Annotated in this window: 9 protein-coding genes and 1 pseudogene; 3 read left to right on the top strand and 7 right to left on the bottom strand. The window is 65.6% G+C overall.

What is annotated here, in order from left to right; translation table 11 throughout:
- Both IVB47_RS07435 and IVB47_RS07430 read right to left on the bottom strand, forming a co-directional pair.
- On the bottom strand, positions 1 to 520 hold a 520-nt coding region (locus IVB47_RS07435; protein WP_247460773.1), incomplete at its 3' end, for a DUF2147 domain-containing protein.
- 114 nt (positions 521 to 634) lie between these two features.
- Positions 635 to 1,663 (bottom strand): NAD(P)/FAD-dependent oxidoreductase, encoded by a 1,029-nt coding sequence (locus IVB47_RS07430; RefSeq protein WP_247287394.1) that lies wholly within the window; start codon positions 1,661 to 1,663, stop codon positions 635 to 637.
- Positions 1,664 to 1,845: 182 nt separating this feature from the next.
- Here IVB47_RS07430 and IVB47_RS07425 point away from each other — a divergent pair, with 182 nt between their 5' ends.
- Complete coding sequence (locus IVB47_RS07425) at positions 1,846 to 2,313, top strand: thioesterase family protein (RefSeq protein ID WP_247460770.1); 468 nt, start codon at positions 1,846 to 1,848, stop codon at positions 2,311 to 2,313.
- A gap of 13 nt (positions 2,314 to 2,326) precedes the next feature.
- On the opposite strand, the gene IVB47_RS07420 is transcribed toward IVB47_RS07425, so the two are convergent.
- On the bottom strand, positions 2,327 to 2,647 hold the full coding sequence (locus IVB47_RS07420) for a 2Fe-2S iron-sulfur cluster-binding protein (protein WP_007602043.1): 321 nt from the start codon (positions 2,645 to 2,647) through the stop codon (positions 2,327 to 2,329).
- Positions 2,648 to 2,813: 166 nt separating this feature from the next.
- Positions 2,814 to 3,188, bottom strand: a complete 375-nt coding sequence (locus tag IVB47_RS07415; RefSeq protein WP_027566855.1) for an Hpt domain-containing protein — start codon at positions 3,186 to 3,188, stop codon at positions 2,814 to 2,816.
- 397 nt (positions 3,189 to 3,585) lie between these two features.
- Here IVB47_RS07415 and IVB47_RS07410 point away from each other — a divergent pair, with 397 nt between their 5' ends.
- A complete protein-coding gene (locus IVB47_RS07410; RefSeq protein WP_247460768.1) occupies positions 3,586 to 9,294 on the top strand; it encodes a negative regulator of septation ring formation in 5,709 nt (1,902 codons plus the stop codon).
- Between the two features lie 256 nt (positions 9,295 to 9,550).
- Here the strand turns inward: IVB47_RS07410 and IVB47_RS07405 are convergent, their stop codons facing one another.
- The 3 genes from IVB47_RS07405 to IVB47_RS07395 are packed head-to-tail and all read right to left on the bottom strand — an operon-like array spanning position 9,551 to position 12,352.
- Positions 9,551 to 10,429 (bottom strand): MlaD family protein, encoded by an 879-nt coding sequence (locus tag IVB47_RS07405; RefSeq protein WP_027566853.1) that lies wholly within the window; start codon positions 10,427 to 10,429, stop codon positions 9,551 to 9,553.
- 16 nt (positions 10,430 to 10,445) lie between these two features.
- Entirely contained in the window at positions 10,446 to 11,216 is a 771-nt protein-coding gene (locus tag IVB47_RS07400; RefSeq protein ID WP_027518968.1) for an ABC transporter ATP-binding protein, read from the bottom strand.
- Between the two features lie 2 nt (positions 11,217 to 11,218).
- On the bottom strand, positions 11,219 to 12,352 hold the full coding sequence (locus tag IVB47_RS07395) for an ABC transporter permease (protein ID WP_247460766.1): 1,134 nt from the start codon (positions 12,350 to 12,352) through the stop codon (positions 11,219 to 11,221).
- A 143-nt stretch (positions 12,353 to 12,495) separates the two neighbouring features.
- Here IVB47_RS07395 and IVB47_RS07390 point away from each other — a divergent pair.
- Positions 12,496 to 12,888 (top strand): annotated as a pseudogene (locus tag IVB47_RS07390) (dipeptide epimerase); the annotation flags it as partial.

The raw sequence follows: 12,888 nt of genomic DNA, 5'->3' as shown, positions 1-12,888 counted from the left end.
GCGCCGGGAGATATTTCGCGACGATGGCGGGATCGACCTGCGCGATGTTGGTGTCGGGAAGACGCGTCCAGGTTTCGTCCTTGCCGAACAGGGAAATGCCGAGGAAGCCGCGCATCGTCAGGGTCTGCCCATCCGGGCTGACCGTCATCTTGGCCTTCCAGATGTTGCCGTCGCGCGGATTGACCACGTTGCCGCCGTCATACTTCAAGCCGTCGCGCTTCATGTCGCGGATAAAGGAGAGCCCGAGCACCGGCGCGTTCTTGCGATCGTCCGTGCATTTCGCGCAGATCTCGTTGGGGTCGTCGCCGGGCCGCGGGAAGGTTTTTGCGATGACACCTTCGAAGATGCCGTTGTGGTCGATGAAGAGGAACCATCCCACCGTCTTGCCGTCTTCGACCTTCTGCCAGAGACCCGCGGCGGTCGGCTGCTGCACTTGCGCCGCAACGGGGCTCACCGCACCGAGCGACATCGCGAGCGCGAGGAGCGAGAACAGCCGAAAGCTGGAAAAGAAAGTCCGCATTATGATCACCTTGCTGAGCCAATCGCCTTGCCAAGCCGCCTACCGCAATGGCCGCAGACTACGGCGATTTCGCGAACTGTTCCAGCACCAGAAACATGGGGCATCCCGTTGCCGTCAGTTGACGCCGAGCTTCTTTTGCAGGCTGGAGGACGAGGTCGTGTACTGGAACACGAGCCGCTTCTCCGGATAGACGTAGCGATGGGCTTTTTGCGACATCAGCGCGCCCTCGTGGAAGCCGCACAGGATCAGCTTGATCTTGCCGGGATAGGTGTTGATGTCGCCGATCGCGAAGATGCCTGGCACGTTGGTCTCGAACGCGGACGTCTCGACAGGCACCAGATTGTTCTCCAGCGCGATGCCCCAGTTCGCCACCGGACCGAGCTTCATGGTCAAGCCGAAGAACGGCAGCATGGTGTCGCAGGTGATTTCGGTCACGCTGTTGTCGTTGCCCTTGACGGTGGCGCCGCTCAGCTTGCCCTCGCTGCCCGACAGCGCGGTGACCTGGCCGAGGCGCAGATCCATCTTGCCGGCGGCGACCAGCGCGCGCATCTGCTCGACGCTGTGGGGCGCAGCGCGAAAATCGTCGCGACGGTGCAAGAGCGTGATGCGCTTGGCGATCGGATGCAGATTGAGCGTCCAGTCGAGCGCGGAATCGCCGCCGCCCACGATCAGCACGTTCTTGTCGCGGAACGTTTCCATCTTGCGCACGGCGTAGTGCACCGAGCTTCCTTCATAGGCTTCGATCCCCGGCACCGGTGGACGCTTGGGCTGAAACGAGCCGCCGCCGGCCGCGATCACCAGCACCTTGCATTCGAACACCTTGCCGGCGTCCGTGGTGCAGCGGAACAGGGGATCGCCGATCTTCTCCACGGTCTCGATCATCTCGCCGAGATGGAAGGTCGGATGGAACGGCTTGATCTGCTCCATCAGCGCGTCGGTGAGGCCCTGCCCCGAAACCTGCGGAATGCCTGGAATGTCGTAGATCGGCTTTTCCGGATAGAGCTCTGCGCACTGGCCGCCGACCTTGTCGAGGATGTCGACGAAATGCGTCTTCATGTCGAGAAGGCCCAGTTCGAAGGCGGCGAACAGACCGCAGGGGCCGGCACCAATAATCAGCACATCGGTTTTGATCGCGTCGCTCATGTCGTCTCTTTATCGGTCGATATCGGTGGGACGGCGCCCTGTGGGCCGAGGTGACCCTGCCTGTCTAGCCAACGGGGATGGATCAGGGAAGGCATAAAAGCGGGAGCGCCCCGCAGCCGGGCCCACTTGCCGGGTCAGGATAACTGGGCTGTAACGAGCAACGATATGACGGAGATCAATCGGTGAACGCACCAAGCCACCTCGATACGACGCCGCGCCTGGAGGACTATCCTTTTCGCCTCAGCGACAACGTCCGCTTCGGCGATCTCGACCCCAACCAGCACGTCAACAACGCGGTCTACGCCACCTATTTCGAGACCGGCCGTGTCACGCTGATGAAGCTCCCGGAATACGGCCTGACGCCGCCCGGACTTGCCTGGATCATGGTGCGGCTCGACATCCATTTTCGCGCGGAGCTGCACTGGCCGAACACGATCGAGCTCGGCCTCGGCGTCGCGAAGCTGGGACGAACGTCGGTCACGTTCGAGCAGGTGGTTTTTTCGGAAGGGAAGTGCATTGCATCGGCGACATCGGTCGCCGTGATGATTGACGAAGTGTCGCGCCGGCCAACACCACTGATCGCGGAAGTGCTCGAGAAGCTCAGGCCCTGGCACAAGCGCGGCATCGAGGTCGCGCCGCCGAGCACATGAACAGCTAAGAGAGTTAGGCCTGGCGTTCCGGCGTCGCCACCACGAGGCCGTCGAGATCGTCGGAGACCTTGATCTGGCAGGACAGGCGCGAGTTCGGGCGCACGTCGAAGCCGAAGTCGAGCATGTCCTCTTCCATCGGCGTCGGGCTGCCGACCTTCTCGCGCCACGCTTCGTCGACATAGACATGGCAGGTGGCGCAGGCGCAGGCGCCGCCGCATTCGGCCTCGATGCCGGGAATGCTGTTGCGGATGGCGGCTTCCATCACAGTCGCGCCGTTCTCGACGTCCACCGTACGGGTTTCGCCCTTGTGATCGACAAAGTGAATTTTGGCCATGTGTGCTCGTGCTGCCGCGATCTAGGGACTGAAGGAGGGTCCGGGCTGTCCTATAACGGGTCGGTCAGCCCGGCGCCATAGCGTTTTGTTGAAGTCGAGAATACCGCTTCGCGGGAAGAAAACCCGTCAAAACAAAAGACTAGAGCAGGGGTCTGGCCCTGTCGCCCTAAGGGTTGAGGATTGCCTCGATGGCGACGCGCGCCTCGGTCACCGCCTCTTTCAGCGCGGCGAAGGCGTGAGGCCGGCCCTGGCCGGTCTGAATCGCAGTCTCCAGGCTGGCTGCGGCATCCGCCACCGCAAAGGCGCCGATCCCGCGCGCCGAGCCCTTGAGCTTGTGGGCGAGTGCGCCAGCCTCGGCCGGCAGCGCTGCCATTGCCGCGATCAGGCGCACCGCCTGCTCGGCAAACATCGTCAGCACTTCCTGTTCCAGCTCGGAATCGCCGAGCGTCATGCGGGAGAGATGATCGAGGTCGAGCGGGCTGTCGATGGGTGCAAGCGGGGGCGAGGGCATCCAGTCCATCCGTTGCAGTTCAGGCGTCATGGCGCAGGCCCCGGCATCGCGCGATGTCCGCCGGTCTGGCGGTCAAGTTCCCTCCACCCAAGCACGGAAATGGTTAACGAAATGTTCCGGCCGTTTTACGCAAATCTGCCTGTTAATTGACGAAAAGTTGCCGCAATCCGCCGAGTTCGGTGGAGAATTGCATTTATTGCTAAGGCCTTACGACGCGTTCCTGTTAACGATGATTAAGAATGTCTTAATCGCGGGCATTTCATTCGCGACGCTCTGCCAATAGGATGTTGGAGAAATTGGCGGACAAGCCGTCCGGGTGGGGATGGCTCGGAGATCCGCGCAAGCGGCATGATCCGGACTGTGGGCTTGCGTAGCGCGCAGAGCTCGCGGGGGGGACGCGTACAAGTAACGAGGGCTCGGACTGAACATGGCAAACACTCCGAAAAAGGTCAAAGACCCCACAGAAGATGCGCTTTCTGCAATCCAGGAAGCCCTGAACATCAGCGACACGGCCGCGGACACCAGCCGCAACGCCTCGATGCGCAGCGAAACGTCGCCCCCCGTCGCGCCACCGGCGCCCCCGATGTTCGACGAACCGAGCTTCGACGCGCGCCCCGCCGCGAACGAACGCGCGATGTTCGACCAGGTCGAGGAGCCGCGCTCCTCGCGCCGCGCCGCCAATGACGACCGTGCGACCATCGGCCAGCTCTTGCAGACGTTGCAGACGGGACGCCCGACCCGCAACATCTACACCGGCGCGACAATCTTCACCGTCATCTGGCTGGCGGCCTGCGCCGCGCTGACGGTCGGCTTCCTACCTTCGATCCAGGCGGCGATGGGCCAGAGCGGCGGCGTGTTGGCCATTGCCGGCCTCGTCACGATGTTCTTCGCGCCGATCATGCTGTTCTTCTTCCTGGCGAGCCTCGTCTGGCGCGGCCAGCAAATGAGCTCGGTCGCGCAGGCAATGGCCCAGGTTGCGATCCGCTTCTCCGAGCCGGAAGGCTCGGCTTCGGATTCGATGGTGACCGTTGGCCAGGCCATCCGCCGCGAGGTCGCGGCGATGGGCGACGGCATCGAGCGCGCCATCGCGCGCGCCGGCGAACTCGAGACGCTGGTCGCCAACGAGGTCGCGGCGCTCGAACGCGCCTATTCCGACAACGAAGTGCGCATCCGCGCCCTGCTCCAGGACATCGCGCATCAGCGCGACAATCTGGTCGGCCAGGCCGAGCAGGTCCGCAGCGCCATCTCCGGCGTGCAGATCGATTTGCGCCATGATATCGCGCTGATCTCGGACGCGATCGCCTCGCGCGTCGACGAGGTCGCCAAGTCCATCACCGGCGCGCTCGAAGAGCGCGGCGCCCACATCACCGGTGCGCTCAGCAACGCCGGCGACAACATGATCCTCGCGCTCGGCGAGCGCGGCGGCGACCTGCTCGACCGCCTCGAGGAGGCCAGCAACGAGACCACGCGCGCCGTGCTCGACGCCAGCGAGCGGCTGACCACCAGCCTCAATTTCAAGACCGGCCACGTTCACGACGAGTTCGTCGACCTCGCCGACCGCGTCCATGAAATGCTGAACGAGCGCATCGACCGCATCACCGGCGAGTTCGAGCAGCGCTCCGCCGCGATCGTCGACGGCATCTCCGAGCGCACCGAGCAGGTGCACGACAGCCTGAAGAATTCGTCGGACTCGCTGCTGCTCGAGCTCGAGCTGCGCTCCAACGACCTCTCCGCCAAGATCGACGACGCCGGCAACCGCCTCGCCGGCCACATCATGACCTCCGGCGACAAGGCGAGCGAAGCGCTCGACGCCACTGTCAACACGCTGGTCGCCAAGGTCGTCAGCCAGACCGAGACCGCGCACGACTCGCTCTCGCTCCAGATGAGCGCCTTCGATGAGCTGGTGAAGAACCAGGGCACCGAGCTGGTCGAGAAGTTCGCCCGCGACTCCGGCACGCTGGGCGCGCTGATCACCCGCCACATCTCCGAGTTCGACCGCACCGTGAAGACCTTCGGCGGCGAGATCGTCGATCGGATGGGCCAGCGCACGCAGGACATCCATGAGTCGCTGAAGACCTATGTCGACAATTTCGACACCCGCTTCACCTCCAACGGCGGCGCGATCACGGCTGTGCTCGACCAGCGCCTGGTGCAGTTCGAGACCACGATCGGCGAACGTGTCACCAACCTCGACGCCTCGCTGAACGGCAAGATCTCCAGCCTCGATTCTACGATCGACGGTCACATCAAGACCTTCGACGAGCAGCTCGTCGGCCGCGTCGCCGCGCTCGAACAGTCGTTCGATACCCGCGCGAAGACGGTCACCGAGACCATCGACGGACGGCTCAACACCCTCGCCTCGTCGCTGACCGACGGTGCCGCGCAGGCGATCCAGTCGATCGACTCCCGCCTCACCCACCTCACTTCCTCGCTGACCGATGGCGCGTCTCAGGCGATCGAGACCATCGACAACCGCCTCAACCACCTCACGATCTCGCTGACCGATGGCGCATCGCAGACCATCCAGTCGATCGACACGCGCCTCACGCATCTGACGACCACCCTCACCGGCGGCGCGTCGCAGGCGCTCGAATCCATCGACACGCGCCTCACCTACCTGACCACCGCGGTGACGAACGGCGCCTCGCAGGCCGTGCAGTCGATCGATACCCGCCTCACCCTCCTGACCTCGACACTCACGGACGGCACCGCCCAGGCGATCGAGGCGGTCGACCGCCGCATCACCGGCGTCACCGAGATCATCGACGGCCGCAGCATGCACCTGACCGACACGGTCACTGCGCGCTTCCAGGAGATCCAGCAGGCCATCGAGACCAAGGTCGGCTCGGTCGCCAGCGACATCGACGTGCGCGTGGCGCAGTTCGAGGACCTGCTCGGCTCGCGCGTCGAGGCCGTCGCCGGCCGCATCGAGAGCAGCGGACGCCAGGCCAGCGAGGACATGATGTCCCGCGCCGAGATGATCTCGACCGCGATCCGCTCGCATGTCGAGGACGCCGAGCGCTCGCTCACCAATCTCGTGGTCAACACCAGCGAGACCATCCAGACCGGTGCGCGCACCGCGCAGCAGTCCCTGATGACGGTTTCCTCCGACGTCAACGCCCAGCTCAAGATGACCTCCGCCGAGGTCGAGCGCGCGCTGACCGCGGTCGGCACCGGTGCCGCGAACTCCATCCTGACCAGCGCCCGCGAAGCGCAGTCGACGCTGGTCGCCGCGTCGGGCGATGCCTCCAATCAGATCAAGGGGCTCGCGGCCGACGTCGAACGCACGCTGTCGTCGGCAGGTTCGGCGACCGCCGCCTCGATCCTGGCCGGTGCCCGCGAGGTGCAGACCACGCTCGTCACGGCGTCCTCGGACGCGGCCAACCACGTCAAGACCCTCACCGCCGACGTGCAGCGCTCGCTGTCCATGGCCGGCACCACCACGGCGGAATCGATCACCGCCGGCGCCCGCGATGCGCAGAGCACGCTGATCGCGGCCTCGAGTGAGACCGCCAACCAGATCAAGGCGCTGTCCTCGGACGTGCAGCGCTCGCTCTCGATGGCTGGCACCGCGACGGCAGAGACCATCATGACCGGCGCCCGCGAAGCCCAGAGCACGCTCGTCAACGCGTCCTCGGATGCGGCGAGCCAGGTCAAGTCCCTCGCCGCCGAAGTGCATCGCTCGCTCTCGCAGGTCGGTCAGTCGACCGCCGAGACGATCACGACCAGCGCCCGCGATGCCCAGAGCACCCTGCTGGCGGTCTCCGCCGAACAGACCGGCCAGGTTCGTTCGCTGGCGGCCGAGATGCAGCGCGCGCTGGCGACCGCCGGCGGCGCCACCATCGAGGCGCTCACGAGCGGCGTACGCGAAGCCCAGGGCACGCTGATCTCCGCCTCGACAGACGCTGCAAGCCAGATCAAGTCGCTGACCATAGACATCGAGCGCACGCTGACCTCGGTCGGCGCCGACACCGCCTCGACCATCCTCAACAGCGCGCGTGAGGCGCAGACCTCGCTGACCTCGACCTCGGCGGATGCCGCAAGCCAGATCCGCACGATCTCGATCGAGATCGAGCGTACGCTGAGCACGGCCACCGCGAACGCGACCAACGACATCCAGACCAGCGCACTCAACGCCCAGAACGCGTTGATCAACGCCTCCAACGAGGCGAGCTCGCGGGTCAAGTCGAGCTCGGCGGATGTCGAGCGCTCGGTGCTCGCCGCCAGCAGCAGCTTCGGCCAGGCCATGACCGGCAAGACCGACGAGATCGTCACCTACGTGCAGCAGCAGTCCGACCGCCTCGCCAACATGATCGACGCCAAGCGCGGCTCGCTCGTGGACGCGATCGGCTCGAAGACCAGCCAGCTCACGCTCGACATCGACCGCGTCACGTCCGACGCGCTGAAGTCGATCGAGACGCGCGGACATGCGTTCTCGCAGACGATGATGGGCAACGGCTCCGAGGTGGCGCGGACCATCAACTCGGCGAGCGAGATGGCGACGGGTGCCGTCAACAAGTCGCTCAAGGACCTCGAGCAGGCCTCCCGCGCGGCGATCGACCAGTCGCGCCAGGTCTCGATCGCGGCCGTCACCGAGATGCAGGAGACCAGCAAGATCCTGCGCACCGACACGGTCGCCCTGTTCGAGCGCCTGCGCGAAGGCAACATCCTGCTCCAGGAGGTGCTGACCGGTGCGCACGACAACCTCAACTCGCTCGAGCGGGCGCTGGTGACGCGCGTCGCCGACTTCGTCTCGGCGATGAACGACGTCACATCGCGCAACGGCGCTGCGACGCAGAACCTGGAAGACCAGCTCAACGTCTTCAACAGCAAGACCACGCGGGCACTTCAGGATCTCGGCGAGCTGTCGACCCAGTTCGACGCGCACGGCAAGGCACTGGTCGAGGCCGCGCAGGTCGTCGAGCAGAGCAACAAGAACACCACCGCCTCGCTCGCCGAACGCAAGGAGGCGCTGGAATCGCTCGTCACCACGATCGACCTGCGCACGGCCGATCTCGACCAGCGCCTGTCGCGCTTCACCGGCCTGCTCGATGAATCGCTGGCGGCCGCCGAAGAGCGTGCCCGCGACATCGCCCGCGTCGTCGCCGAGACCGCCGGCGCCGGTTCCGCCGCGATCACCCGCCAGTTCGAGGCGGTGCGGTCGGCCTCCGAAGAGGAGCACCGGCAGACCGTCGAGGCCATGCACGACATCTACCGCCAGACCACCGACGAGGCGGATGCGATGTTCAAGCAGTCCACCGAGAAGTTCACCAACCTCGTCTCCAGCATGAAGCAGATGGCGTTCGAGATGCACAACGAGCTCGAAGCCACCCGCAACGAGCTGCGCCGCGGCGTGCTCGAGATGCCGCAGGAGGCCGCCGAGAGCACTGCGCAGATGCGCAAGGTGATCGTCGACCAGATCGAGGCCCTCGCCGAGCTCAACCGCATCGTGGCCCAGCACGGCCGTGGTCTCGACGTCACCACGACGGGGCGCGCCAGCGTGCAGCGCCAGGAAGAGCCGATGCTGGCGGCCGTCGGCGCGCGCAGCACCGAGACGCGCATGCGCGAGAGCGCCAGCGCCTCGACGCTGCCGCCGCCGGACCTCGGCATGCCGGCCTCCTCGCGCCGCACCGAAGCGCCGCCGGTGGCGCCGGCCGGCAACGACCAGGGCCGTGACGGCTGGCTGTCGGACCTCTTGAGCCGCACGGACGCCAACCAGGGTGCGCCTACCGGACGTGAGCCGCAGCGCGGCCGCCAGGCTGCACCGGCTCCGCAGCCGCAGGCTCCGCAAGGTGGCGGCAATCCGCTGGAATCCTTGTCGCTCGACATCGGCCGGCTGATGGACCGCAACCTCGCCTCCGAGATGTGGGATCGCTACCAGCGCGGCGAGAACAAGGCCTTCACCAAGCGCCTCTACACGCCCGCCGGCCAGAAGGCTTTCGACGAGGTCGCCCGCAAGTATCGCTCCGACCGCAACTTCAAGGCCACTGTCGACCGCTATGTCGCCGAGTTCGAACGCCTGCTCGACGAAGTCGCCCGCGACGGCCGCGGCCCGCAGGAGCTGCGCAACCATCTGACCTCCGAGACGGGCCTGGTGTACACGCTGCTCGCGCACGCAGCGGGCCGGCTGGGGTAAGCGGTTCGCAGCGATAGCGAACAGCGAATGAAAAACGGAGCCCTCGCGGGCTCCGTTTTGTTTTGGGAACGTCGTTGCGCCTCTACACGTCATTGCGAGGAGCTCTTGCGACGAAGCAATCCAGACTGCTTCTGCGCGGAAGGCAATCCAGAATCCGTGCCGCGGAAATAGTTGGATTGCTTCGCTTCGCTCGCAATGACAGATTGCTTCGCTTCGCTCGCAATGACGAAGGAGAGGGTCGAGTGCAACGCGCCTGCTACCGCCTGCGCTCCGGCACGGCGGGCTTGGGCGGCTCGGGCGGCGGTGGCGGCGCGGCTGGCGGCGCGTTATTGCTGGCGCCGAACAGGACGCGGGTCGGATTGCGGTCGAAATTGTTGACGGCGCGGCTGATGTCGCCGAGCGTGCGGCGGCCGTCGGTCATCAATGCGCCGGAGCGCTTGTCGAAATCGTCGGCCAGTTCGCGGATCGACTTCACCGCCAGAAACAGCTCGCCGCCGTCCTTGCCGCCGGCCAGCGTGTTGAGGCCGAGCATGAGGCTGTCGGCCTTGAGCATGACGCCGTCGACCTTGGCCATCACGCCGTCGATCTTCTCCGAGTTGCGGGCGAGCGAGTTGGTGAAGGTCTCGAGATTCTTCAGCGAGTTCTTCACCGACTCCTGATTGTCGGCGACGATCTTGTTGATGTTCTGGAGCGTGCCGCGGATCGCCTCGGTGACGTCCTGGAGCTTGTTGGGATCGGCCGTCAGCGTCGGGATGCCGTCCTCGTCGAGCGGCGGCGACGGCGCGGCCTCCTCGCCGCCCTTGAGCGAGATCGCGGCGACGCCGGTCAGGCCCTGGAATTCGAGGCCGACCAGGGTGTCCTTGCGGATCGGGGCGTTGTTCTCGACCATGGCGAGTGCGACAACCCGCCGCGGGTTGTCGAGCTTCACCGAGACCACCTCGCCCACCCGGATACCGTTGAAATTGACACTGCCGCCGTTGCGCAGGCCCGCAGCCGGGCCCTCGAACACGACGCGCAGGGGGCTGCGCTGCTTGGTCGTGTGCAACGACTGAAACCACAGCACGAAGCCGATCGCGGCGGCGATCACCGCCAGCGTGAACGACCCGATCAGCACGTAATTTGCGCGCGTTTCCATCAGCTACTCCGGCACCTCAGCCCATCACCGCGCGAGCGCGCTTGCCATGGAAATATTGCCTCAGCCAGGGATGCTGCGAGGCCTGCATGTCGGCGATCGACCCTGCCGCAATGATCTTACCGTTGCCTAAAACGGCGATGCGGTCACATGCTGTGTAAAGGCTATCGAGGTCGTGGGTTACCATGAAAACGGTCAGCCCCAAAGTCCGCTGCAGCGTCCTGACCAGCTCGTCGAAGTCGCCGGCGCCGATCGGGTCCAGGCCCGAGGTCGGCTCGTCCAGGAAGACGAGATCCGGGTCGAGCGACAGCGCGCGCGCCAGCGCCACGCGCTTGATCATGCCGCCCGACAGTTCCGAGGGAAAGCGATCGGCGACCTCAGGCTTGAGACCCACCATGGTGAGCTTGGCGATGGTGATCTCGTCCATCAGCCGCTGCGACACCCGCAGATATTCGCGCATCGGAAACTGGATGTTCTGCCGCACCGTGAGCGAGGAGAACAGCGCGCCCTGCTGAAACAGCACGCCCCAGCGCCGCTCCACGTTGCGACGCTGCGAGGTATTGGAGGCATCCAGGTCGACGCCGAACACCTCGATGCTCCCTGCGACCTTCGGCACGAGGCCGATGATCGTGCGTGTCAGCACGGACTTGCCCGCGCCGGAAGGGCCGACGAAGCCAAGAATCTCGCCGCGCCTGACGTCGAGGTCCAGCCCGTCGAGCACGCGCGTCGCGCCGAATTGCACGGTGATGTCGCGGACGCGAATGATCGGGTTCTGAATTTCGGGAGCCATCGTCACATCCCGATCGCGGCGAAGAAGATGGCGAACACGCCGTCCATGACAATGACGAAAAAAATGCCTTTCACGACAGACGACGTCGTGTGCTGCCCGAGCGATTCCGCGCTGCCCTGCACCGCGAGCCCCTCGACGCAGGCGACGATGCCGATCACCGCGGCCATGACAGGTGCCTTGACGATGCCAACGATGAAATGGTCGATCGAGATAGCGTCGCGCAGCCGCAGCAGGAAAGCCTCCGGCTGCACGCCCCCATAGAGCCAGGCGACCAGGCCGCCGCCATAGAGCGCGGCCATCGCGCCGAGAAAGGCCAGGATCGGCAGCGCGAGAACGAGCGCGAGCATGCGCGGCAGCACCAGCACCTCGATCGGATCGAAACCCATGGTGCGCAGCGCGTCGATCTCCTCGCGCATCTTCATCGAGCCGAGTTCGGCGGTGTAGGCGCTGCCCGAGCGGCCCGCGACCATGATCGCGACCAGCAGCACGCCGATCTCGCGCAGCACAAGCACGCCGAGCATGTCGACGACGAACAGGTCGGCGCCGAACCTGCGGAAGTGGAAGATGCCCTGCTGGGCGATGATGCAGCCGATCAGGAAGGTGATCAGCACCACGATCGGCACCGCGCGCCAGCAGACCTGCTCGAGATGATGCACGGTCGAGGTCAGGCGGAACGAGCGCGGATGAATTAGGGTGCGCGCGACCGCCGCGAGCACCGCGCCGAGCATGTCGATCAGGCCTGCGACCGTGCCGGCAACACCGGCCACGGCCCGGCCGATCTGCTCCAGCATGCCGGTGATGGTGATCGTGCTGGTGTCGATGACGGGCGTCGCCCTGACCCGCCGCACCTCGTCCACGAGGCTCGAATAATTGGCGGACAGCCCCGCGATCTGCGCTTCGACGGCGCCCTGCGTCAGGCTGCGGCGCAGCCGCTCGATCAGCCAGGCACCAAAGGTGTCGAGCTTGGAGACCTCGGAAACGTCGATGAAGATGCTTTGTGGGCCGCCGGCGAGCTTCTCGGCGTCAGCCACCATCCGCTCCAGAACCGGCGCGAAGCTCGCGGTCCAGGTTCCGGTGGCGCAGAGTGCCAGCGCATTGCCCTTCGCAATCCGTTCCAGCTTCGGATCGCCGTTCAAGATGTCCGCTCCCGTGCCGGGGCGCGAGAAACGGATGAAATCAGATGGTTGCGCACGCGCCCTTACCCAGAGAAGGTATCCCCAACTGGTTAACCTTAGTTGCTAGAGGTAACCAGCAGGTTCAGATTTCGCCAGAGTTCAAAATGACTTCCAGCAAAGTTCCTGCCCTCGCCGCGCGAATCGAGCGCTTTCCCATCGCGGGCAGTTTCACCATCAGCCGGGGCGCCAAGACCGAGGCCGTGACGGTCGTGGCCGAGGTCAGCCGGGACGGCCTGACCGGCCGCGGCGAATGCGTGCCCTATTCCCGCTATGGCGAGACGCCCGAGGCGACCCTTGCCGCCATCCAGGCCATGCAGGAGGCCGTGGCTGGCGGCCTCACCCGCCAGGCCCTGCAAGCCGCCATGCCACCCGGAGCGGCCCGCAACGCGCTGGATTGCGCCCTGATCGATCTGGAAGCCAAAACGGCCGGCTTGCGGGCCTGGAGCCTGCTCGACCGCCCAGCGCCGGGGGAGCGCACCACGGCCTACACGATCTCG

The organism is Bradyrhizobium sp. 62, assembly GCF_023073035.1.
Lineage (GTDB): Bacteria > Pseudomonadota > Alphaproteobacteria > Rhizobiales > Xanthobacteraceae > Bradyrhizobium.
This window is presented reverse-complemented; position numbering and strand designations above follow the sequence as displayed.